The sequence below is a fragment of the Bradyrhizobium cytisi genome (genome assembly GCF_008123515.1).
In the GTDB taxonomy this organism is placed as follows: domain Bacteria; phylum Pseudomonadota; class Alphaproteobacteria; order Rhizobiales; family Xanthobacteraceae; genus Bradyrhizobium; species Bradyrhizobium cytisi.
Genome location: NZ_VSSR01000032.1, coordinates 106011 through 129288, shown reverse-complemented (window position 1 = coordinate 129288; position 23278 = coordinate 106011). Strand labels below are relative to the sequence as shown.

The following is a 23278-nucleotide window of genomic DNA, read 5'->3' as shown; positions in this document are numbered from 1 at the left end:
GGACGTACCAGAACTCTGCTTTACGGATGAGCGCAAGGGCGCAAATTGGATAACAATTCGCCAATGCTGGTACTGGGCATCGAGACCACCTGCGACGAGACCGCGGCGGCCGTGATCGAGCGCGCGCCTGACGGCAGCGGCAGGATCCTGTCCAATATCGTGCGGTCGCAGGTCGAGGAGCATGCCCGCTTCGGCGGCGTGGTGCCGGAGATCGCGGCGCGCGCCCATGTCGACGTGCTCGACGGCATCATCGACCGTGCCATGCACGAGGCCGGCATCGACTATGCCCAGCTCGACGGCGTCGCGGCCGCTGCGGGCCCGGGCTTGATCGGCGGCGTCATCGTCGGGCTGACCACCGCAAAGGCGATCGCGATGGTGCACGACACGCCGCTGGTCGCGGTCAATCATCTCGAGGCGCATGCGCTGACGCCACGTCTGACCGATGGCGTAGAATTTCCTTACTGCCTGTTCCTCGCCTCCGGCGGCCACACCCAGATTGTCGCGGTCACCGGCGTCGGCCAATATGTGCGGCTCGGCACCACCGTCGATGACGCGATCGGCGAGGCCTTCGACAAGGTCGCGAAGATGCTGGGCCTGCCCTATCCAGGCGGCCCGCAGGTCGAACGCGCGGCCGCGAACGGCGATGCGGCGCGCTTCGCCTTCCCACGGCCGATGCAGGGACGTCCCGATGCCAACTTCTCCCTGTCGGGATTGAAGACGGCAGTCCGCACCGAAGCGAACCGGCTGGTTGAGATCGCGCCGCAGGACGTCAACGATCTCTGCGCGAGCTTTCAGGCCGCGGTGCTGGATTCCACGGCCGACCGGCTGCGGGTCGGTCTCAGACTTTTCCGGGAGCAATTCGGCGCGCCGCATGCGCTGGTCGCGGCCGGCGGGGTCGCCGCCAATCAGGCAATCCGCGGCGCGCTGTTCGACGTTGCCCGCGAAGCGCAGACGCAGCTGATCATACCGCCGCCCGCGCTCTGCACCGATAATGGCGCGATGATCGCCTGGGCCGGCGCCGAACGCCTCGCGCTCGGCCTCACCGATACAATGGAGGCGCAGCCGCGCGCGCGCTGGCTGCTCGACGCCAATGCGACCGCGCCGGCAGGCTACGGCAAGACGCGGGCGGGATACTGAATGCTGTGGTGCGGCCACGAGCTCCGCTTCACCTCGCCCCGCTTACGGGGAGAGGTCGGATTGCATCGTAGATGCGATCCGGGTGAGGGGGGCTCTCCGCGATTCCAGCTCTCGCCGTCTTTGTGGATAGAGGCCCCTCACCCCAACCCTCTCCCCGCAAGAGCGGGGAGAGGGAGTGCAGGGAGCGCGCCATGACTGCGTTCCGGTCCGTCGCGGTGATCGGCGCGGGTGCCTGGGGTACGGCGCTGGCGACGGTGGCGGCGCGCGCCGGACGGAACGTGACGCTGTGGGCGCGCAACGCCGAACATGCAGCGCGGATCGCATCTACCCGTGACAATCCGCGGCTGCCCGGCGTGCGGCTCGCGCCGGAGATCATGGTGACGAGCGAGCTGTCGCTCGCCGCGCGTGCCGACATGCTGCTGATCGCGACGCCGGCGCAGCATCTGCGCGGCGCGGTCAACATGGTGGCCTCGCACGTCTCGACGCCTGTGCCGGTCATCGCCTGCGCCAAGGGCATCGAGCACGGCACCCACAAGTTCATGACCGATGTGATCGCCGAAGCCGCGCCCCATGCGCTGCCCGCAATCCTGTCGGGTCCGAGCTTTGCCGACGATGTCGCGCGCGGCCTGCCGACGGCGGTGACGCTGGCGGCAAAGGATGAGGCCTTGGCGGGCGCATTGGTGCAGGCGCTGGGCTCGGCGACCTTCCGGCCCTATCACACCACGGATGTCCGCGGCGTCGAGATCGGCGGTGCCGCCAAGAACGTGCTCGCGATCGCCGCCGGCATCGTGGTCGGCCGCAACCTCGGCGCCTCCGCGCTCGCCGCCTTGACCACGCGCGGCTTCAGCGAACTGGCGCGGCTCGGCCGCGCACTCGGCGCCCGCAGCGAGACGCTCACCGGCCTGTCCGGCCTCGGCGATCTGATCCTGACTTGCTCGAGCCCACAATCGCGCAATTTCGCGCTCGGCCTCGCGCTCGGACGCGGTGAGCAGCCGCCCGCCGGCAAGCTTGCCGAGGGCGAGTTCACCGCGCCGGTGCTGATCGAACTCGGGGCTTCGCAAAACGTCGAGATGCCAGTATCAGAGGCGGTCGCAGCGATCCTGAGCGGCAGGAGCACGATCGACGCCGCGATCTCGGGGCTGCTGACACGGCCGTTCAAGGCAGAGGAATGAACATGGCGTACTGGCTGGTGAAATCCGAACCGTCGGCGTGGTCCTGGGAGCAGCAGGCCGCGAAGGGCGCCAAGGGCGAGGCCTGGACCGGCGTGCGCAATTACACCGCGCGCCAGAACCTCGTCGCGATGAAGAGGGGCGACAAGGCGTTCTTCTATCATTCCAACGAGGGCAAGGAGATCGTCGGCATCGCGGAAGTCATCAAGGAGGCCTATCCGGATCCGACCGACAAGACCGAAAAGTTCGTCTGCGTCGACATCAGGGCCGACAAGCCCTTGAAGACACCGGTGACGATGGCCGCGATCAAGGCCGAGAAAAAACTCGCCGACATGGCGCTGGTGAAATATTCGCGCCTGTCGGTGCAGCCGGTGACGGCCGAGGAATGGAAGCTGGTTTGCAAGATGGGCGGACTATAGTCTCCTCTGTCGTTCACGCCTCCGGCAGCGCGAACACCTCACACGGCGAAGCGATCCCACGCAGCGCACGCGTTCCGAGCGGTACCAGTTGCGCGTCCGTCTCGGCGGCAAGCGCACCCGACACCAGCACGGTCCGGCCGAGCGGCTTGCACAATCCTTCGAGCCGGCTCGCGAGGTTGACGGCGGGACCAATCGCGGTGAAGTCCAGCCGGTTGGCGGCGCCGATATTGCCCCAGAGCATTTCGCCGAGATGAAGTGCGGCACCGAACGACAGCGGCGGCAGGCCGCGTGCGCGGCGCTCCTCATTGAGATGAGCCATGCCGGCCCTCGCCGCACCTGCCGCACGGAGAGCTGAATCGCAGGCGTGACGCGGTGCGGCGTCGATCACCGGAAAAATCGCCAGCACGCCATCGCCGATGAACTTCAGCACCTCGCCGCCGAAGGCATGCACGGCACCGGCGATGCGATCGAACCAGGCGTCGAGCGCCGCGATGACATCGGCGGGCGGCGTGGTTTCAGAGAGGATCGTGAAATTGCGCAAGTCTGCGTAAAGCAGTGCGGCCTGAATGGTCTCGCCGAGATCGCGTCGCAACGGCGCCGCCAGCACCCGCTCTGCACTGCGCTTGCCGAGATAAGCGTCCAGCGTTGCCCGCAACGTGGCGCGCGCGGCAAGCACGGCAAGGGGCGTTGCGGCAAAGCGCGCGGCCCGGCGCAATTGCTCGATCTCGTCTGCCGTGAACTGTCGCGGCCCGATCCAGCCCAGCAACGGCCCATCTTGCCGTCCGACGATCTCTTCGTGGACCTCGCCGCTTGCGATGTCGCGCAACCAGCGGCGACCAGCATCGTTGGGCGGATCGGGCGCCAATCCGCCCGGTGCAAAGCCAAGCGCTTCGATCACCCGGCCGTTCTCCGCACGCCATAACCAGGTTCGCTTCGCGATCAGCGGATGCGGCACCTCCAGCGTCAGGGCGCCGGCCGCGAGCGGCAGGCCGTCGGCGATCAGATGGGCACCGAGTTCCGCGAGCAGGCGATCGGCCCCGGCACTGTCGGAGGCCGCATCAACAAGCCAGGCGAGGGTCGGGGAGAGCTGCATCGGGTGATGATGGCGAAGACCGGCCGCCTTTGTCACGGGTAATCCTTGACGGGGCGCTGTGGCGGCGCCATGTCCCAAAATCAGCCTAGGGGATCATCGCCGATGACCGAGCCGTTCGTATTGCGACGCGAGACCCAGATCGCAGCCCCGCGCGCCACCGTCTTCGCCTATTTGACCGACCCCTCGAAAATCCTGAGCTGGATGGGCTCGGATGCGACCACCGAGCCGCATCCCGGTGGGCTCTATCTGCTTAGCGGTATCGGCCCGCGCGGCGTGGTCGCCCGCGGCGCCTTCCGCGAGGTCGTGCCGGTGCACCGTCTGGCCTACACGTTCGGCTGGGAGGGCGGTCAGGAAGTGCCGCCCGGCTCGAGCCTGGTCGAGATCGACCTGATCGAACGCGACGGCGGAACATTGCTGCGCATGACACATAGCGGGCTGCCGAACGAGGAGCAGGTGGCCGCGCATGCGAGAGGGTGGGCGCATTATCTGGACCGACTCACAAGCGCAGCTGCGGGCCGCGATCCCGGCCCCGACAACGGTGTTTCGGACAATGTGTAGCGCTGCGGCGGATTAAACCGCCGCGGTCGCGACGACCTGTTGCAGAAGCTGCTCACGCCGGGCCTGCGAGCGCTGCCCCTTCATTGTCGCGGCGAATCGCTCCAGGATGCCGTCCTCGAAGGCGGTGACGATGGTGTCGTGGACATAGCTCTTGCGGCAGATCGCCGGCGTGTTGGAGAGCTTGTCGGCGGCGGCGCGGATCGCGTCGAGCACCTGCTTCTTGCGGCCGCGCTGGCTGGTCGCCGGCGTGATTCGCGACAGCGACTCGACGACTACGGCAGAGGCCATCAGCGTGCGAAAGTCCTTCAGCGAAATCTTGATGCCGGCGATCTCGCGCAGGAATTCGTTCACCTGCGTGGTGCTGACCGCGCGCACGATGCCGTAAGCATCGCGATACTGGAACATGCGCTTGCCGGGAACGCCGTTGAGGACGCCGATGGCGCGCACCAGCTTGGCCGCGTCGCACTCCTTGCGCACGGCCTTGCCGCCCTTCGCCTTGAAGGTCAGCACGAAGCAATCGTCCTCGAGCGTGACGTTCGACTTCAGCATCGTGGTGGCGCCGCGGGTGCCGTTGAGGCGGGCGTAGGATTCATTGCCGGGACGGATCGCGGTGCGCGCAATCAGCTCGATCACCGCCGACAGCGCGAATTCCCGCGTCGGCTCGTCGCCAGACAGAAACGCCGAGACCTTGCGCCGGATTTTGGGCAGCGCGCCGACGAGCTTCTCCAGGCGATGCGCCTTGCGGTGCTCGCGCACCTTCTCCCAGTCGGCGTGATAGCGATACTGCAGCCGGCCCGCGGCATCGCGACCCACCGCCTGAAGATGTGTGCTCGGATCGGCCGAGTAGCGCACCTCGCGATAGGCCGGCGGCACCGCCATGGCGTGGAGCCGGCGGATAGTGCGGGCGTCGCGGATGTGGGCGCCGTTGGGGCGGACGAAGGAATAGCCCTTGCCGCGGCGGATGCGGCGAATGGTCAGCTCGTTCTGGGCGCCGAGCCGCAGGCCCAGCTCCTTGGCCAGCGCCTCGACCGTCGCCGCGGGCGCCGAGTCGAACATTTTTTTGGGGCTGGGACGTGTGGAACCGGCCACCTTCGGCCATTGTCCGAGGGCTTTGGCCAGCGCAATGGCAGCAGGATCGGCCGAAGCGGGCCGCATCGTCCCGAGATTCCGCTGATCCATCATAGTCTTAAACCTTAGCCCTGCCTGTTGCCGGTCAATGTCGCTGTTCTGATTTTTGTTCCAAGGGTCGCTTGGAAGGTCTCTTGGGACACGGGTTAGCCACTTAGGGTGTTCCGAACCGCATTGCGAGTCCCGAATCAGTGAAAAGAGGTTTCTAAATACCGCCTGCGACGCATGGGCGCCCTGCGCAGGCCTATTCCGGAGATCTGGGTAAAGAGCCGAAAACCTCTGCCCAGCCTGTTTCACATGTGCGACAGCCGGTCTTTTGCGGCTTGATTCTCCTCATGGCCGGCCGCTGACCAAAGGTCCAGCTTGTGCTCCTTGTCGGGCCCGGTTAGCCCGACGCATAATCGGTTCAACGATCAAGTCGGCTTGCGCCTCGCCAGCGTTGGCTTGCCGTATGTGGAGGGAAAGGAAACATGTCCGAGAAGATTTACGACGTCCCCGCGGAATTGGCCAAGCACGCCTGGGTCGATCAGGCCAAGTACAAGGACATGTACGCCCGCTCGATCGCGGACCCGAACGCCTTCTGGGCCGAGCAGGCCAAGCGCATCGACTGGATGCACACACCCACTAGAATCGAGAACGTTTCCTTCGCGCCCGGCAACATCTCGATCAAATGGTTCGAGGACGGCATCCTCAACGTCGCCCATAATTGCATCGACCGGCATCTCGCCAAGCGCGCCAACCAGACCGCGATCATCTGGGAAGGCGACGATCCGTCGCAGTCGAAGCACATCACCTACAAGGAGCTGCACGACGAGGTCTGCCGGATGGCCAACATCCTGCGCACCCGAAACGTCAAGAAAGGCGACCGCGTCACCATCTATCTGCCGATGATCCCGGAAGCGGCCTATGCCATGCTGGCCTGCGCGCGGATCGGCGCTGTTCACTCCGTGGTGTTCGCGGGCTTCTCGCCGGACTCGCTCGCGCAGCGCATCAACGACTGCCAATCCAAGGTTATCATCACCGCGGACGAGGGCCTGCGCGGCGGCAAGAAGGTGCCGCTGAAAGCCAATGTCGACGCGGCGCTCGCCAAGGCCGACGGTGTCGACTGGGTCGTCGTGGTCAAGCGCACCGGCGGCAAGATCGACATGAACCCGACACGCGACCTCTGGTACCACGAGGCGGCTGCGATGGTGACGACCGAATGTCGGGCCGAGCACATGCACGCCGAGGACCCGCTGTTCATCCTCTACACCTCGGGCTCGACCGGTCAGCCCAAGGGCGTGCTGCACACGTCGGCCGGCTATCTCGTGTTTGCGTCGATGACGCATCAATACGTCTTCGACTATCACGACGGCGACATCTACTGGTGCACCGCCGACGTCGGCTGGGTCACCGGCCACAGCTACATTCTCTACGGGCCGCTCGCCAACGGCGCGACCACGCTGATGTTCGAAGGCGTGCCGAATTACCCCGATAATTCGCGATTCTGGAACGTCATCGACAAGCACAAGGTCAACATCTTCTACACCGCGCCGACCGCGATCCGTGCCCTGATGCAGTCGGGCGACGAGCCCGTGAAGAAGACTTCGCGCGCCTCGCTCCGCCTGCTCGGCTCGGTCGGCGAGCCGATCAATCCGGAGGCCTGGGAGTGGTACTACCGCGTCGTCGGCGACGACCGCTGCCCGATCGTCGACACCTGGTGGCAGACCGAGACCGGCGGCATTCTGATCACGCCGCTGCCGGGCGCGACCAAGCTGAAGCCGGGCTCGGCGACGCAGCCGTTCTTCGGCGTGGTGCCTGAAATCGTCGATGCCGACGGCAAGGTGCTGGAGGGTGAGACATCAGGCAATCTCTGCCTGACCCGTTCATGGCCGGGCCAGATGCGCACGGTCTATGGCGATCACGCCCGTTTCGAGCAGACCTATTTCTCGACCTACAAGGGCAAATACTTCACCGGCGACGGCTGCCGGCGCGACGCCGACGGCTACTACTGGATCACCGGCCGCGTCGACGACGTCATCAACGTCTCCGGCCATCGCATGGGCACCGCAGAAGTCGAGAGCGCGCTGGTCGCGCATGAGAAGGTGTCGGAGGCCGCCGTGGTCGGTTACCCGCACGACATCAAGGGCCAGGGCATCTACGCCTATGTCACCCTGATGGCGGGCGTCGAGCCGAGCGACGAACTGCGGAAAGAGCTCGTCACCTGGGTGCGCAAGGAGATCGGTCCGATCGCCGCGCCCGACCAGATCCAGTTCTCGCCGGGCCTGCCCAAGACCCGCTCCGGCAAAATCATGCGCCGCATCCTGCGCAAGATCGCCGAGGATGAGCCGGGCAGCCTCGGCGACACCTCGACCCTCGCCGATCCCGCCGTAGTCGACGATCTCGTGAAGAACCGGCAGAACAAGAAGTTGGCGTAAGAGCATTCTCGTGCCCCGGACGCAGCGCAGCGCCACTTCAGCGGTGCGCTGCAGAGCCGGGGTCCATCCATCTACGCAGAAGAAAGAGCTGGGTCCCGGCTCTGCGTCGCAGCACTGCGTGCCGCGCCGCGTCCGGGACACGAGACCGCCTTTCGCGCCAACGTCGCCTGAAACAACCTCCGTTCACACACCCTCACACACTTGTCAGGGCGCACGCGCCCATACCCGCATCTTTCCCCCCGAGTGTTGTTTTCAAGTCATTTACTTTATTTCGAACATTTCCTTTGTTCCCCCTGCTGGTCCGCCCTTGGCGGCCGCGCGTGGAAACCATCCGGTTAACAGGCGCGGTTAAGAATGTCTGGGCGAACGGGCAATTGCCGGTTTTGCGTGAATTTGGACGATCCGTTCGGGGCAAGGGGAATATTGATGTCGATGAAGATTGCACTGGCGCTGGCCGCCACCGTCGCGGCTGGGGTCTTGATGTCGACGGCAGCCGAGGCGCGGCCGGAGATGGTGGGTACGCACGTCGCCAACTATTCGCCCGGCACGATCGTGGTCAAAACCAGCGAGCGCCGGCTCTATCTCATTCTCGATGACGGCCACGCCGTGCGCTATCCGGTCGGCGTCGGCAAATCCGGCAAGCAGTGGGCCGGCACCACCCGCATCGACGGCAAGTACCGCAATCCGGCCTGGTCGCCGCCCGCCGAGGTGAAGCGCGACAAGCCGCAGCTTCCCGACGTCATCCCGGGCGGTTCGCCGCGCAACCCGATGGGCGTCGCGGCGATGACACTAGCTGGCGGTGAATATGCCATCCACGGCACCAACGTGCCGGGCTCGGTCGGCGGCTTCGTCTCCTATGGCTGCATCCGCATGCTCAACGACGACATCTCCGATCTCTACGGCCGCGTCTCCGTCGGCACGACGGTGGTCGTGGCGCGCTGACCGTCGCAACCAAAACAGAGATTGAAAGAGCCGCGTTTCGACGGGGCTCTTTTATTGCCAGAAGCGCCAGCCGCGCGCGCACCAGCCGTCGCGGTGGCCGCCATTGTAGCTGCGCGCGTAGCCGCCCGCGAGCATCGCCGCCGAAACGCTGGCGGTCCGTTTTGTTGCGACATCGGCCAGAACGCGCCCGTATTTCTCCGAGCCGAGATTGTAGATCGTGACGCCGCCCTGGCCGAGCAGATTGCGCAGCGCCGCTGTGGCGGCCTCCGCCTTGTCCAGCTCGTCCTGACAGGACGCCTTCATCTCGGGTGCATCGATGCCGCGCAGGCGAACCCGCGCGACGAGCTCGCGCCCGTCGCGTTGATGCACGCGCGCAAGAAAGGTGTCGCCGTCGATGGTGCGGATGACGTCGATCGGCAGGCGGCTGTCGGGATTGCCGGCCTGCTGCAGGACGATCTCGGCGTCCTGCGTGCGCTCGTCGGCCGGATAGGGAACCGGCCAGTTCGTCCCGTGCCGGAAGGTGAGCACGACCGCCACGACGACTCCGACCACGAACATCCACGGCACCAGTCCGGAGAAGCGGCGGCCGAACGGTGAGCCGTTGTACGAAGGCCGATAGGGATGGCTGGGGTCGAAGCGCGACATCCGCGCACGCTATGGCTGAGTCGGGCGGGCCGGCAAGAGAGCCTCAAACAACCGGTGCCTGAGAAGGCCAACGCGTCAGAAGTCCGAAGCGATACCTTTGCGCTCCCAGTCGCCGTAGCGTGTCGGCTCGGGTCCCTTCGGCCCCTGCAATTCCTTCGGCGCCGCCTCGGCGTGCGCCGCGGCAGCCTGCCGGCGCGCCTCGGCTTCGGCCAGCGCGCGCTGGGCGGCCGGCGGCAAGGGCTTGCGATCGGGAACGGAAGGCTGGTCACTCATTGCCGGGTGTCCTAGCGCAGGATCGAGGATGGCGCGACGTCCAATAACGCATTGCTGAAATGGCCGCGACGGGCTGAAATCGCCAGAGGTCATTCTTACATTTGGCATATTCGCATGCCACAGCTGGTGTTCTTAAGGCATGCGCCCATACTGGCGGAACTGCCGCTCGCTCAGAACCTTACGTCCGCATGCCATCTCAACGTTTCGCCCCTCCATCCGAAGTGCCTGGTCTCGCGGCGCGGCGGATCGCTGCCGACATCGTCGACGGCGTCTTGCACAAACACCGCACGCTCGATGACCAGCTCGACGGCTCCGGCGCCCATCCCGGGCTGAAGACACTCGCCGACCGAGACCGCGCGCTGATGCGGCGGCTGGTCGCAACCATCCTTCGCCGCCTCGGCACGCTCGGCCATGTGCTGTCGCGCCTGCTCGACAAAGGCATTCCCTCCGACGCACCGCGCGCGCAGAGCGCGCTCCTGATCGGCGCCGCCCAGATCCTCTGGATGGATGTGCCCGATCACGCCGCGGTCGATCTCTCGGTTCGCCTGGTGCAATCCGACCGGCGCGCTGCGCGCTATGCCGGCCTCGTCAACGCCGTGCTGCGCCGCTGCGCGCGCGAAGGCCAGGCGCTGGTCGAGGAGGTCGCCACGCAATCGCTGGACCTGCCGCCCTGGCTGCTGGCGCGCTGGAGCGCGCATTACGGCGAGGCGACTGCACGGGACATGGCGCTCGCGCTCGGCCACGAACCTTCGCTCGATCTCACCGTGAAGTCCGACGCCGCACAATGGGCGAGCCGGCTGCATGGCGAGGTGCTGCCGACCGGATCGGTGCGCACCGTGCTGCACGGCGCCGTGACGATGCTGCCCGGCTTCACCGAAGGACAATGGTGGGTCCAGGACGCCGCCGCCGCGCTGCCGGTCCGGCTGTTCGGTGATATCAAAGGCAAATCCATTGCCGATTTCTGTGCTGCACCCGGCGGCAAGACCGCGCAGCTGGCGCAGGCCGGCGCGCATGTCACGGCGATCGACCGCTCGCCGGCCCGGGTGGCGCGCTTGCGTGAGAACCTCAACCGGCTGTCGCTCCAGGCCGAGACTGTCGTCGCTGACGCCGTGGAATGGGCGGGCCCGGCGGATGGCCTCGATGGAATCCTGATCGATGCGCCCTGCACCTCGACCGGGACGATCCGTCGGCACCCGGATGTTGCGTGGCTGCGCCAGGATTCCGACGTCGCTGCGATGACCGTTCTCCAGCAGCGGCTGCTGCGCAAATCCGTCTCGCTGCTCAAGCCCGGCGGGATGCTGGTCTACTGCACCTGCTCGCTGGAACCAGAGGAAGGCGAGCAGGCCGTCGCCACGCTGCTGGCCGCAGAGCCTGCGCTTCGCCGCGTGCCGATCGATGCCAGCGAGGTCTTCGGGCTCGACGAGATCATCACCGCCGAGGGCGATCTCCGGACCCTGCCGAGCCACCTGCCGCACGCCGACCCGAAGCTCGGCGGCCTCGACGGATTTTTTGCGGCCCGGCTCGTTAAATCCTGATTTTGCACCGGATTTTGCTACCGCTGGACTGATTCGGGGCCATTCAAGGTGGTGTCAGCCGGCCGATTTTGGGGTTAATAAGGATTCGTCGGAATCCTCTCCCCCTTCAAGGCAAAGCGTGTCGGTCGCTCAACGCAGACGTATCTCGACGCTGGTGATGAACCGCTTCGCGCGGAACATGCTCGCGCGCGCGAGCGGCGGCTCCGTTGCGCTGTCGCGGGTGTGGCCGGCCCGTACCGATCGGCTGATCATTGCGCCGCATGATCTGCGCACCGCGGATGCGACACGCGCCGCCGAGATCTATGCCGGGCGCTTCGTCTTCGCCGGCAAGATCGTCAACTGCCACGGCCGCTCGATCTTCGATCTCGATCCGCCCTCGGAGGATTGGGAGGTCGCGCTGCTCGGCTTCGGCTGGCTGCGGCACTTACGCGCCGCCGACACCGCGCTGACCCGGGCGAATGCACGCGCGCTGGTCGAGGACTGGATCAGCAACCCCGCCAACAGGCGCCGGCCCGTCGCCCGCCGCGCCGACGTGCTGGCGCGGCGCGTGATCTCGCTATTGTCACAGGCACCGCTGGTGCTCAACGACACCGACAACAAATTCTACCGCCGCTATCTACGCGCGCTCGCACGCGAGATCCGCTTCCTGCGCTACACCATGGTCAACATTCCTGACGGCGTGCCGAAGCTCCAGGTGCAGATCGCGCTGTGCTACACGACGCTCTGCCTCGCCAACCAGGCCCGTAACATCCGCAGCGCGTCGAAAAAGCTCTCCGACGAATTGCAGCGGCAGATTCTCCCCGACGGCGGCCACATCTCGCGCAACCCGGGCGCGCTGATCGAGTTGCTGATCGACCTGTTGCCGCTGCGGCAGACTTTTGCCGCCCGCAACATCGCGCCGCCGCCGGCGCTGCTCAATGCGATCGACCGCATGATGCCGATGCTGCGCTTCTTCCGGCACGGCGACGGCAATTTCGCGTTGTTCAACGCCATGAGCGCGACGTCTTCGGACCTGCTTGCCACGCTGCTCGCCTATGATGACACCCATGGCACCCCGATGGCGAACATGCCGCACACCGGCTTCCAGCGCCTCGATGCCGGCCCGACCACGCTGATCATCGACACCGGCCCGCCGCCGCCGCCTGGCGTCAGCCACGACGCACATGCCGGCTGCCTGTCGTTCGAGCTGTCCTCCGGCATCAGCCGCATCGTCACCAATTGCGGCATGCCGACCACGGGCCGCGACAATTGGCGGCCGTTCGCGCGCGGCACCGCGGCGCATTCGACCCTCACCTATCGCGACACGTCGTCCTGCCAGTTCGTCGAGATGTCGGCGATGAAGCGACTGCTGCGCGGCTCGCCGATCGTCAGCGGCCCCCATGAGGTCGAGAGCTATCGCGAGATCTTGCAGGACGGCACGCTGCTCACGACCTCGCATGACGGCTATCTCGCCAAGTTCGGCGTGATCCATCGCCGCGTGCTGATGATCGCCAATGACGGCGGGCGCATCGACGGTGAGGATACACTCTCCCCGCCGCAAGGAGCGCGCATCAAGGGCGCCGACGCCGATTTCGCGCTGCGCTTTCATCTGCATCCCGCGGTGAAGGCGAGCCGGCTGTCGGATGCCCGCGGCGTCATGCTGGTGCTGCCGAACCGCGACGTCTGGACCTTCGAAGCGCTCGACGACAAGGTCGACCTCGAGGACAGTGTGTTCCTGGCCGGCAATGACGGCCCCCGCCGCACCGCGCAGATCGTGATCCGCCAGGATGCCCGCCAGGCGCCCTCTATCCGCTGGAGCTTTGTGCGTTCCACGGCCTCTCCCGCGATCACCAATGCCCGCCGCAACGCCCGGCGCGAGCCGGAACTTCCGCTGTAACAGGCACGATCCGCCCCATCTCGTCGTTGTGAAAACGGCCAAAAGCTGCTATCGAGCGCTCGTTCGCGCGACTGGCGACCTTGGATGGAGCACCATCGGGAAGCGCGACACATATCCGCCGCGCGCCTGGGCATAGACACTCCTTAAGACAGAGGATCTTGCTCATGACTGACCATCCCCGCCGCGTCACCCGCGCCCTGCTTTCCGTCTCCGACAAAACCGGCCTGATCGAATTCGCCAAGGCGCTTGCCGCGCATGATGTCGAGCTGGTCTCGACCGGCGGCACCGCGAAAGCGATCGCCGCAGCCGGCCTCAAGGTGAAGGACGTCTCCGACCTCACCGGCTTCCCCGAGATGATGGACGGGCGTGTCAAGACGCTGCATCCGAAAGTGCATGGCGGCTTGCTGGCGATCCGCGACAACAAGGAGCACGCCGAGGCGATGAAGGCGCACGGTATTGCACCGATCGACCTCCTCGTCGTCAACCTCTATCCGTTCGAGGCCACCGTCGACAAAGGCGCGGGCTTCGAGGACTGCATCGAGAACATCGACATCGGTGGCCCCGCGATGATCCGCGCCGCCGCCAAAAACCATGACGACGTCGCCGTCGTGGTCGAAGCCGACGACTACAAGGCCGTGCTCGACGAGCTCGCCGCCAACAAGGGCGCGACGACGCTCACACTGCGGCGGCGGCTTGCCGCGAAGGCTTATGCGCGCACCGCAGCCTATGACGCCGCGATCTCGAACTGGTTCAACCGTCAGCTCGAAATCGACGCGCCCGATTTCCGCGCCTTCGGCGGCAAGCTGATCCAGTCGCTGCGCTACGGCGAGAACCCGCACCAAACCGCGGCGTTCTACGCAACCCCCGACAAGCGCCCGGGCGTTTCGACCGCACGGCAGCTGCAGGGCAAGGAGCTGTCCTACAACAACATCAACGACACCGACGCGGCCTATGAGTGCATCGGCGAGTTCGACGCGAAGCGCACCGCTGCCTGCGTCATCGTCAAGCACGCCAACCCCTGCGGCGTCGCGGAGGGCGCGAACCTCGTTGATGCCTATCGCAAAGCGCTGGCTTGCGATTCGACCTCGGCCTATGGCGGTATCATCGCGATGAACCGGGCGCTCGACGCCGACACCGCGCGCGAGATCACAAAGATCTTCACCGAGGTGATCATCGCGCCCGATGCGAGCGAGGAAGCGATCGCCATCATCGGCGCGCGCAAGAACCTTCGGCTGTTGCTCGCCGGCAGCTTGCCCGATCCGCGTGCACCGGGCCTGACCGCAAAAACAGTGGCGGGCGGTCTGCTCGTGCAGAGCCGCGACAACGCGGTCGTCGACGACATGACGTTCAAGGTCGTGACCAAGCGTGCGCCTGACGATGCCGAGATGCGCGACCTCAAGTTCGCATTCCGGGTCGCAAAGCACGTCAAGTCGAACACCATCATCTACGCCAAGGATCTCGCCACCGTCGGCATCGGTGCAGGCCAGATGAGCCGCGTGGATTCAGCGCGGATCGCGGCACGCAAGGCGCAGGACGCTGCCAATGAGCTGAAGCTTGCCGAGCCGCTGACCAAGGGCTCGGTCGTGGCCTCGGACGCATTCTTCCCGTTCGCCGACGGCATGCTCGCCTGCATCGAAGCCGGCGCCACCGCCGTGGTGCAGCCCGGCGGCTCTATGCGCGACGACGAGGTGATCAAGGCCGCCGACGAGCACGGCATCGCCATGGTGTTCACGGGCACGCGGCATTTCAGGCACTGATTGATCAGCCTAGCCCGGATGGAGCGAAGCGAAGTCCGGGCTACCTACTCTCGCACCCGCATCAAGAGCGCGAGCCCCGCGACGAAGAACACCACCAGCACGGCCATGCCGGCTTTCTGGCTCGCGGTTGCCGCGGTGATCACGCCGATCAGCAGCGGTCCGGTGAAGGACGTGACCTTCCCGGTCAGCGCGAACAGACCAAAATACTGCGCGATGCGGTCCTTCGGCGCGAGGCGGATCAGCAGCGTGCGTGATGCCGCCTGAAGCGGGCCGCCAGCCGCGCCAATCAGGCAGCCCAGCACGATATAGGCACGCTCAGCGGCGGCAGCGAACAGCGGGCCGCCCGGCTGCGGCGGCGCAACCTTGACGAACAGCACACTGTCCTTATCGACAAGCAGGATCGCCGCCACCGAGAGCAGCAGGATCAGCATGCTGCCGGCGATAACGCGTTTCGGACCAAGGAAGTCGTCGAGCTTGCCGCCGAGCCACGCACCAAAGGTGCCGGCGATGGCGAGGATGATGCCGAACGTGCCGATCTGGATCGTGTGCCAGCCGAAGGTGCCAGCGGCATAGATGCCGCCGAACGCGAACAGCGATACCAGGCCGTCCGTGTAGATCATGTTGGCGAGCAGAAACGCCGCCAGCGACTTCTGCTCCGGCAAACTCGTCAGCGATTGCTTCAGATCGGAGAGGCCCTCGCGTAGCGCCTCGCGCACCGGCAACTTTGCCGGATAGTCCGGCGTGAACAGGAACATCGGCGTCACGAAGATGATGAACCACAGCCCGGTCAACGGTCCAGCGGCACGATCACCCTCATGCGTGGCGGGGTCCAACCCGAACAGCGGCGTGAAGCCGAGCAGCGTGCGGCCGGTCTCTGGATTGGCCGCGAGAAAGCCGAGCACGATGATCAAGCTGACGATGCCGCCGATATAACCCGTGGCCCAGCCGGTGCCGGAGAGGCGGCCGATGCGCTCCGGCGGCACCAGGGTCGGCATCATCGCATTGTTGAAGACGGTGGCGAACTCCGCGCCGACGCTGGCAAGCGCGACCGCGAGGAGCAGCGGTGGAATGACGGCGTGATCACCGGGCTTGCCGGTCCACAACGCGCAGGAGGCCAGCACGAGCACCGCGCCGAACGCGGCAATCCAGGGCTTGCGGCGGCCCGAGGCATCCGCGATGGCACCAAGCACGGGTGACAATAGCGCAATCGCCATGCCAGCTGCTGCCATCGCAAAACCCCAGAGCGACTGGCCCGTGGCGGGATCTGGCGCGATGCCGGTAGCGAAATAAGGCGCGAACACGAAGGTCGTGATCAGCGTGAAATAGGGCTGCGCGGCCCAATCGAAGAAGATCCAGCTGACGACGGCGGCGCGCGGCGGATAGGTCCGTGGAGCGGCGGCCATGCACGCCGCCGGGGCGATCGTCGTCATGAAGCAGTCCTCATCACAAACAGTTTTGTCTCTCTTAGCCCAACCGTATAGCATTATAGCGACGCATTTGGATTGGCCTGAAGGCCCGGCGGAAATTTGATGATGGCATCATTTTCGACACGGCGGACTTTTTTCGCACTCATCGCCACTCTGGCGTTTGGTCTTGCATCGGCGGCTGCGCAGGATGCGCGGCGGGCCTATGTCTCCCCGGCGCTCGACACAGTGCACGCGATCCCCGCCGAGCACGGCATGGTGGTGGCGCAGGAGAAGATATCTGCGCAGGTCGGCGCCGACATCCTGCGGCGTGGTGGCAATGCCGTCGATGCAGCCGTCGCGACCGGCTTTGCGATGGCAGTGACTTATCCGCGTGCCGGCAATATCGGCGGCGGCGGCTTCATGGTGATCCATTCCGCCGAGCACAATGAAGACATCGCGATCGACTATCGCGAGACCGCGCCAGCAGCGACCACGGCGCAGATATTCCTTGGACCCGACGGCAAGCCTGATCCCGCCAAGTCGCGCGATTCCGGACTTGGCATCGGTGTGCCCGGCACGGTCGCGGGCCTGGCGCTCGCGCTCGAGAAATATGGCTCGGGCAAGTTCGCGCTGGCGCAATTGCTCGAACCCGCGATCATGCTTGCGCGCGACGGATTTATCGTCACCGATGACATCGCCGATACCCTGCCGGGCTGGTACCCGCGGCTGGCACGCTGGCCGTCCTCGGCCAGGATTTTCGCAAAGCCGGACGGCGCGCCCTTTGGCGAAGGCGACAGGCTGGTGCAGAGCGATCTCGCCGACACGCTGGCGAGTGTCGCTACGCAAGGGCCGCGCGGCTTCTACGAGGGTCCGGTGGCGGAGAAGCTCGCCAAGGCGGTGTCCGACGCCGGCGGCATCATGACTGCCGCTGATCTGAAGGCCTATCAGGCTGTGATCCGCGCGCCGGTGCGCGGCAACTATCGCGGCTATGACATCGTCTCGATGCCGCTGCCATCGTCCGGCGGCGTCGTGCTGGTGGAATCGCTCAACATCCTGGAAGGCTTTCAGCTCGCCGATTTGAAGCGGGGCTCACCGGCATCGCTGCATCTGCTGATCGAAGCCATGAAGCGCGCCTATGCGGATCGCGCGCGCTATCTCGGCGATCCCGCCTTCGTCAATGCACCGATCGAAACGCTCACGGCGAAGAGCTATGCGGCCAAGCTGCGTGCGAACATCTCGATCGATCGCGCGACGCCGTCGAAAGAGATCGTTTCCGCCCCGCCCGCGCCGCGCGAAGGCAGCAACACCACGCACTTCTCCGTCGTCGATGCCAGCGGCAACGCTGTCAGCAACACCTATACGCTGAACTTCAGCTACGGCGTCGGCCTCGTCGCCGACGGCACCGGCGTGCTGCTGAACAACGAGCTCGACGATTTCACTGCCGCCGTTGGCGCCTCCAACGCCTATGGCCTCGTCGGCTACGAGGCCAATCTGCCCGGGCCCGGCAAGCGGCCGCTGTCCTCGATGTCGCCGACCATCGTGCTCAGGGGCGGCAAACCGGTGCTGGTGACGGGCTCGCCCGGCGGCAGCCGCATCATCTCGACTGTGCTCCAGGTGATCGTGAACGTGCTCGACTACAAGATGGACGTCGCGGCCGCAGTGGCCGCGCCGCGGCTGCATCATCAATGGCTGCCGGACGAGGTCCGCGTCGAGCGCGGCTTTCCCGACGATGTGCTGTTTGAGCTGAAGGCGATGGACCATCTCATCGTCGAGCCGATGGGACAGACCTCCGCCAACTCGATCCTCGTGACGCCGAACGGCCCCCTCGGCGCGCCGGATCCGCGCTCGCGCGGCGCGGAAGCAGCAGGACAGTAACGCTGTCCCTGCATGGTACGACCGTGCGCCGGCTTGCGCCCGGCGCCGCGCGTGCTACCACCGCCCGGCCAAAGACACTGCCGGGGAAACGCACATGACCACAGCCGATCCGACTGAGCGCATCGAACGCGCCGAGATCGAGGACACCAGCCTTCTCGCCTTCTACCGCGACATGAATGCGCCGGAGCGAAGGACGTTCTGGGCCTGCGCGGCAGGCTGGGCGCTCGACGGCATGGACTTCATGATCTATCCGCTGGTGATCGGCACCATCATCGCACTGTGGAAGGTCGATGCGGCCTCGGCCGGCCTTGCCGGCACGGTGACGCTGCTGGCCTCCGCCATCGGCGGTTGGCTTGGCGGTTATCTCTCCGACCATATCGGCCGGGTCAGGACGCTCCAGATCACCATCATCTGGTTCTCGTTCTTCTCGCTGGTCTGCGCGATCGTGCAGAATTTCGAGCAGCTTTTGATCGCGCGCGCGGTGCTTGGCCTCGGCTTCGGCGGCGAATGGGCCGCTGGCGCCGTGCTGATGGGCGAAGCGATCCGGCCGCAATATCGTGGACGCGCGGTCGGCTCGGTGCAATCGGGCTGGGCGGTCGGCTGGGGCCTTGCCGTGCTGTCGCAGGCGATCCTGTTCTCGGCTCTGCCGGCGGAAACGGCGTGGCGCTGGATGTTCGTGATCGGCGCGCTGCCCGCGCTGCTGGTATTCTATATCCGCCGCTCCGTCGCCGAGCCGGAGATCGCGGCGGAGGCCCGTGCAAAGCAGGCCGCGAGCGGCCATCGTCCGGCGCTCTGGGAGATCTTCTCCGGGCCGATCCTGAAGACCACCATTCTGGCGTCCCTGATGGCGACGGGCTGCCAGGGCGGTTACTACGCCGTCACGTTCTGGGTGCCGCAATTCCTGACCAAGGAGCGTCATCTGTCGATCGTCGGCTCGACCGGCTATCTGTCGACGCTGATCATCGGATCCTTCATCGGCTATCTCGTCGGCGCCTGGCTCGCCGACCGGATCGGACGGCGCAATCTGTTCCTGATCTTCTCGATCGGAGCGATGGCAATCGTGCTGCTCTACACGCAACTGCCGCTGACCAACGAGATCCTGTGGGTGCTCGGATTCCCGCTCGGCTTCTTCGCCTCGGGCTATTTCTCCGGCATTGGCGCGTTTCTGACCGAGCTCTATCCGACGCGGCTGCGCGGCTCCGGCCAGGGCTTTTGCTACAATTTCGGCCGCGGCATCGGCGCGCTGTTTCCATTCCTCGTCGGCGCTCTGTCAGCGTCGACATCGCTTGCCGATGCGATCGCGATCTTCGCGGTTGTGGCTTACGTGCTGTTCTTCGCCGCCGCCTTCGCGCTGCCGGAGACGCGTGGCCGCGTGCTGCACGCGGACTAGTGTTGGATCGGTGAGACCAACTACCGTCCCACCTGGTACGGCCCGCCCTTCTCGAGGGCACGCGCATAGGCCGGCCGCGCGTGGATGCGTTCAAGAAACGCCATGGCCTTGGGATGGCCTTGCTCGAGCCCGCCGCGCGCTTGCGCTGCTTCAAGCGGAAAGCTCATCTGGATGTCGGCTGCAGTGAATTCATTGCCGGCAAACCACTCGCTCTTGCCGAGCTCGCCTTCCCAATAATCCATGTGCTGCTTGAGCTGCGGATTGACCAGCGCGGTCAGCGCCTGGTTCGAGACCTTGCGCACCAGCGGGCGAAGCAGCGCCGGCGCGCGCTTCGGCATCAACGTGAACAGCAGCTTCAGCAGCAGCGGCGACATCGCCGATCCCTCCGCATAGTGCAGCCAATAGGTGAAACGCAGCCGCTCCGGCGTGTTCGGCGGCGGGATCAGCCGGCCGTTGCCGTAGGTCGCGATGAGATATTCGATGATCGCGCCTGATTCCGCGATGGTGTTACCGTTGTCGGTGATGACGGGCGACTTGCCGAGCGGGTGGATCGCGCGCAGCTCTTTCGGCGCGCGCATATCGGGCTGGCGCTGGTAGCGCACGATCTCGTAGGGCACGCCCAACTCCTCGAGCAGCCACAGCACCCGCTGCGAGCGCGAATTGTTGAGGTGGTGGACGGTCAGCATCGCGAGATCCTTAGGTTACTAGGCGTGGTCGGTCGGTCGCGTACCTGCCAGCCCGAGACCGCAATGTCGAGCCATCCGGATGGATGTTTTCATCCGGGTATATTGACCTTCGCAATTTACCCGGATATTAAAGCGGCCAACGTCGTCAATATGGCAATGATTTCAATGCAGAGAACTTTCACCGCCTTTCAGGGTCAGCGTCGCCTGGTGTCCGGGCCGGCAGGAGAGGTCGCGCTGGTCGTCAAGCGCGTGGCGCCACGGCCGGACGAGCCCATCATCATCTTCGAGGACGCCACCGGCAGATCGATCGACTTCGATCTTCGCGGCGGGGACCGCGAGGTCCTGGCGCGTCTGGCGAAGCTGATCCCGCCGCCAGTTGAGGAGACCGCTTCACCAACCGAACCGCGCGGCCGCGGCCGGCCGAAGCTCGGCGTGGTCGCGCGCGAGGTGACGCTGCTGCCGCGGCACTGGGAATGGCTCGGCGCGCAGCCCGGCGGCGCTTCGGTCGCCTTGCGAAAGCTCGTCGACGAGGCGCGACGCGCGAGCGGCGACAAGGACCGCGACCGGCAGGCGCGCGATGCCGCCTATCACTTCATGTCGACCATGGCCGGCAATCTTGCGCAGTTCGAGGAAGCCTCGCGTGCGCTGTTTGCGGATGACCGGCGGCGCTTCACCGGACTGATCGCCGACTGGCCGGCCGACATCCGCGACCACATCGTCAAGCTCGCCTACAGCGACCGCGCGTAAACCGCGCGCCGCTCTCCAACGACCCCATCGACAGCCAAGCCGCGCGTGCTGCGCGCGGCAACGGCTTTGCCCGCCCCGATGAAAGGCTCATCCATGTCCGCTCCAAAACCGCTCTGGAAAAGCTTCCTGCGCTTCCTCGCGCCATTGATGCTGAGCAACGCGCTGCAATCGCTGTTCGGCACCGTCAGCAATGTCTATCTCGGCCAGATGATCGGCGTCGACGCACTCGCCGCAGTCTCGACGTTCTTCCCGGTGTTTTTCTTTCTGTTCGCCTTCGTCATGGGCCTGAGCACCGGCGCCACCGTGCTGATCGGCCAGGCCTTCGGCGCGGGCGAGCACGGGCGGATCAGAATCGTGGTCGGCACGACGCTCGCAGTCGGCCTGCTGCTCTCGATGTCTGTCGGATTGGCCGGCGGCCTGTTCAGCCGGCAATTGATGATGGCGCTCGCGACGCCCGCAGACATTCTCGACCAGGCAAGCGCCTATGCCCGCATCATGCTGCTGACGATGCCGCTCGGATTCGTGTTCCTGCTGATGACGGCGATGATCCGCGGCGTTGGCGACGCAGTGACACCGCTGCTCGCGCTGGCATTGTCGACTGCGATCGGCCTGATCCTGACGCCGATGCTGATCCGCGGCGCATTCGGGCTGCCGGCGCTCGGCATCGCCAGCCCGGCCTGGGCGGCTGCGATCTCCAATGCAGTGGCGCTGCTCGCGCTGGCGGCCTATTTGCTGCGCAAGAAGCACGCGCTCGCACCGGACGTCGCACTGCTGCGCCATGTGAGGCTCAATCGTGCTGTGATCAGACAAATCCTTGGCATTGGATTGCCCAGTGCGGTTGGCATGGTCGTGATGGCGATCGCCGAACTGGTTCTGCTCGGCCTCGTCAACGGCTTCGGCTCGGACGCAACGGCGGCTTACGGCGCGGTCAATCAGGTGATGGGCTACACGCAGTTCACGGCGATGTCGATTTCGATCGCGGTCTCGATCCTCGGCGCGCAAGCCATCGGCGGCGGCGACCGGGCGCGGCTCGACGGTATCGTCCGTACGGGCCTTGCGTTCAACCTCGTCCTGACTGGCGGGCTCGTGGCGCTGATTTATCTCGCGCCGTGCGCCGTGCTTGGCATCTTCATCACCGACGGCACCGTGCTCGACTTGGCGAAGGGACTACTGTTCATCGCCTTGTGGAGCTCGGTGCCGTTCGGCCTTGCGACCACGTTTTCCGGCGCGATGCGTGCCGCCGGCGTTGCGCTGACGCCGATGCTGCTGTCGATCTTCGCCATTGTCGCGATCGAGCTGCCGGCTGCGGTGATCCTGAGCCGCACCGTGGGACTAAAGGGCGTGTGGGCGGCCTATCCGATCGTGTTCTGCGCCATGTTCGGTTTGCAGATGGGCTATTACCTGCTGGTGTGGCGCAAGAAGGCGATCCGGCGCCCGGTCTGATCAGCGAGATATTATGACCATCATTAAACGGTAGACCTGTGGCGCGCGCTGCGCCACAATGGGTGAAAAGTGACTTTAGGGAGAACGAATTTGACCCGCACAGCCCCGCAATTCCTGTTCGATTTCGGCAGTCCGAACGCCTATCTCAGCCATCTGGCGATCCCGGCGATCGAGCAGCGCATCGGCGTCAAGTTCGAATATGTGCCGATCCTGCTCGGCGGCATCTTCAAGTCGACCAACAACAGGTCGCCGGCCGAGACGCTCGCCGGCATCAAGAACAAGCGCGAATTCCAGCAGATCGAGACCGAGCGCTTCGTCAAGCGCTTCAAGGTCCAGCCTTACGTCTTCAATCCCAACTTCCCCGTCAACACGTTGAACCTGATGCGCACCGCGATCGCGGCGCAGCTCGAGGGCGTGTTCGAGACATATGTCGACGCCGCCTTCCACCACATGTGGCGCGAGCCGAAGAAGATGGACGACATCGAGGTCGCAGCCAAGGCGCTGGCGTCGTCGGGCCTCGATGCCCAAAAGCTGTTCGCCCGCGCCCAGGAGCCCGAGGTGAAAGGCAAGCTGATCAAGAACACCGAGGCGGCGGTCGGGCGCGGCGCGTTCGGCTCGCCGACCTTCTTCGTCGGCAACGAGATGTTTTTCGGCAAGGAGCAGTTGCGGGAGGTCGAGGAGATGGTGCTGGAAGGTGGCGAATAGCGAGTCGTGAAATTGTGACTCGTCATTTGCGGCCTCTCGCCCTATTCGCTATTCCCTACTCGCCATTCGCCTCGTTC

At 65.6% G+C, this 23278-nt stretch carries 20 protein-coding genes and 1 riboswitch; of the genes, 14 read left to right on the top strand and 6 right to left on the bottom strand.

The features are described from left to right. Nucleotides 1–63: 63 nt before the first annotated feature. The 3 genes from tsaD (at nucleotide 64) to FXB38_RS20585 (ending at nucleotide 2725) form a co-directional block, all read left to right on the top strand. Complete coding sequence (tsaD, locus tag FXB38_RS20595) at nucleotides 64–1137, top strand: tRNA (adenosine(37)-N6)-threonylcarbamoyltransferase complex transferase subunit TsaD (RefSeq protein WP_148752810.1); 1074 nt, start codon at nucleotides 64–66, stop codon at nucleotides 1135–1137. A gap of 191 nt (nucleotides 1138–1328) precedes the next feature. After that, complete coding sequence (locus FXB38_RS20590) at nucleotides 1329–2309, top strand: NAD(P)H-dependent glycerol-3-phosphate dehydrogenase (RefSeq protein ID WP_148752809.1); 981 nt, start codon at nucleotides 1329–1331, stop codon at nucleotides 2307–2309. A gap of 2 nt (nucleotides 2310–2311) precedes the next feature. After that, nucleotides 2312–2725, top strand: coding sequence for an EVE domain-containing protein (locus FXB38_RS20585; RefSeq protein WP_148752808.1), 414 nt, complete (start codon nucleotides 2312–2314; stop codon nucleotides 2723–2725). Nucleotides 2726–2738: 13 nt separating this feature from the next. Here the strand turns inward: FXB38_RS20585 and FXB38_RS20580 are convergent, their stop codons facing one another. After that, complete coding sequence (locus tag FXB38_RS20580) at nucleotides 2739–3818, bottom strand: adenylate/guanylate cyclase domain-containing protein (RefSeq protein WP_187435022.1); 1080 nt, start codon at nucleotides 3816–3818, stop codon at nucleotides 2739–2741. 102 nt (nucleotides 3819–3920) lie between these two features. Here FXB38_RS20580 and FXB38_RS20575 point away from each other — a divergent pair, with 102 nt between their 5' ends. Next, nucleotides 3921–4376, top strand: coding sequence for an SRPBCC family protein (locus tag FXB38_RS20575; protein WP_148752806.1), 456 nt, complete (start codon nucleotides 3921–3923; stop codon nucleotides 4374–4376). 12 nt (nucleotides 4377–4388) lie between these two features. Here FXB38_RS20575 and FXB38_RS20570 read toward each other — a convergent pair whose 3' ends face one another. Beyond that, complete coding sequence (locus FXB38_RS20570) at nucleotides 4389–5558, bottom strand: DNA topoisomerase IB (protein WP_148752805.1); 1170 nt, start codon at nucleotides 5556–5558, stop codon at nucleotides 4389–4391. 416 nt (nucleotides 5559–5974) lie between these two features. Between FXB38_RS20570 and acs the strand changes: the two genes are divergently transcribed. Together acs and FXB38_RS20560 are read left to right on the top strand one after the other, a co-directional pair. Further along, nucleotides 5975–7921 carry an acetate--CoA ligase gene (gene acs / locus FXB38_RS20565; RefSeq protein ID WP_148752804.1) on the top strand — a complete coding sequence of 649 codons (1947 nt, stop codon included), beginning with the start codon at nucleotides 5975–5977 and terminating at the stop codon, nucleotides 7919–7921. 426 nt (nucleotides 7922–8347) lie between these two features. Then, a complete protein-coding gene (locus FXB38_RS20560) occupies nucleotides 8348–8863 on the top strand; it encodes a L,D-transpeptidase (protein WP_148752803.1) in 516 nt (171 codons plus the stop codon). Between the two features lie 51 nt (nucleotides 8864–8914). Here the strand turns inward: FXB38_RS20560 and FXB38_RS20555 are convergent, their stop codons facing one another. Further along, a complete protein-coding gene (locus FXB38_RS20555; RefSeq protein WP_148752802.1) occupies nucleotides 8915–9508 on the bottom strand; it encodes a thermonuclease family protein in 594 nt (197 codons plus the stop codon). A gap of 75 nt (nucleotides 9509–9583) precedes the next feature. Then, entirely contained in the window at nucleotides 9584–9781 is a 198-nt protein-coding gene (locus FXB38_RS20550) for a DUF1674 domain-containing protein (protein ID WP_148752801.1), read from the bottom strand. Between the two features lie 188 nt (nucleotides 9782–9969). Here FXB38_RS20550 and FXB38_RS20545 point away from each other — a divergent pair, with 188 nt between their 5' ends. From FXB38_RS20545 to purH, 3 genes are all read left to right on the top strand, one after another. Next, on the top strand, nucleotides 9970–11316 hold the full coding sequence (locus FXB38_RS20545) for an RsmB/NOP family class I SAM-dependent RNA methyltransferase (RefSeq protein ID WP_148752800.1): 1347 nt from the start codon (nucleotides 9970–9972) through the stop codon (nucleotides 11314–11316). 157 nt (nucleotides 11317–11473) lie between these two features. Next, nucleotides 11474–13192, top strand: coding sequence for a heparinase II/III family protein (locus FXB38_RS20540; protein ID WP_187435021.1), 1719 nt, complete (start codon nucleotides 11474–11476; stop codon nucleotides 13190–13192). A 57-nt stretch (nucleotides 13193–13249) separates the two neighbouring features. Further along, nucleotides 13250–13331: riboswitch (ZMP/ZTP riboswitch) on the top strand. 25 nt (nucleotides 13332–13356) lie between these two features. Continuing rightward, the gene (gene purH / locus FXB38_RS20535) at nucleotides 13357–14949 is read left to right on the top strand and encodes a bifunctional phosphoribosylaminoimidazolecarboxamide formyltransferase/IMP cyclohydrolase (RefSeq protein ID WP_148752798.1); all 1593 of its coding nucleotides are present in this window, start codon (nucleotides 13357–13359) and stop codon (nucleotides 14947–14949) included. Between the two features lie 44 nt (nucleotides 14950–14993). Here purH and FXB38_RS20530 read toward each other — a convergent pair whose 3' ends face one another. Further along, on the bottom strand, nucleotides 14994–16379 hold the full coding sequence (locus FXB38_RS20530; RefSeq protein WP_148752797.1) for an MFS transporter: 1386 nt from the start codon (nucleotides 16377–16379) through the stop codon (nucleotides 14994–14996). A gap of 99 nt (nucleotides 16380–16478) precedes the next feature. Here FXB38_RS20530 and ggt point away from each other — a divergent pair, with 99 nt between their 5' ends. After that, the gene (ggt, locus tag FXB38_RS20525) at nucleotides 16479–18230 is read left to right on the top strand and encodes a gamma-glutamyltransferase (RefSeq protein ID WP_148752796.1); all 1752 of its coding nucleotides are present in this window, start codon (nucleotides 16479–16481) and stop codon (nucleotides 18228–18230) included. 94 nt (nucleotides 18231–18324) lie between these two features. Beyond that, on the top strand, nucleotides 18325–19620 hold the full coding sequence (locus FXB38_RS20520; RefSeq protein ID WP_148752795.1) for an MFS transporter: 1296 nt from the start codon (nucleotides 18325–18327) through the stop codon (nucleotides 19618–19620). A gap of 20 nt (nucleotides 19621–19640) precedes the next feature. On the opposite strand, the gene FXB38_RS20515 is transcribed toward FXB38_RS20520, so the two are convergent. Continuing rightward, complete coding sequence (locus tag FXB38_RS20515) at nucleotides 19641–20306, bottom strand: glutathione S-transferase family protein (RefSeq protein WP_148752794.1); 666 nt, start codon at nucleotides 20304–20306, stop codon at nucleotides 19641–19643. Between the two features lie 150 nt (nucleotides 20307–20456). Here FXB38_RS20515 and FXB38_RS20510 point away from each other — a divergent pair, with 150 nt between their 5' ends. From FXB38_RS20510 to FXB38_RS20500, 3 genes are all read left to right on the top strand, one after another. Continuing rightward, on the top strand, nucleotides 20457–21053 hold the full coding sequence (locus FXB38_RS20510) for a DUF2239 family protein (protein ID WP_148752793.1): 597 nt from the start codon (nucleotides 20457–20459) through the stop codon (nucleotides 21051–21053). 93 nt (nucleotides 21054–21146) lie between these two features. Further along, the gene (locus tag FXB38_RS20505; RefSeq protein ID WP_187435018.1) at nucleotides 21147–22496 is read left to right on the top strand and encodes an MATE family efflux transporter; all 1350 of its coding nucleotides are present in this window, start codon (nucleotides 21147–21149) and stop codon (nucleotides 22494–22496) included. A gap of 90 nt (nucleotides 22497–22586) precedes the next feature. Beyond that, the gene (locus FXB38_RS20500; RefSeq protein WP_187435017.1) at nucleotides 22587–23201 is read left to right on the top strand and encodes a 2-hydroxychromene-2-carboxylate isomerase; all 615 of its coding nucleotides are present in this window, start codon (nucleotides 22587–22589) and stop codon (nucleotides 23199–23201) included. The last annotated feature ends 77 nt before the right edge of the window (nucleotides 23202–23278 follow it).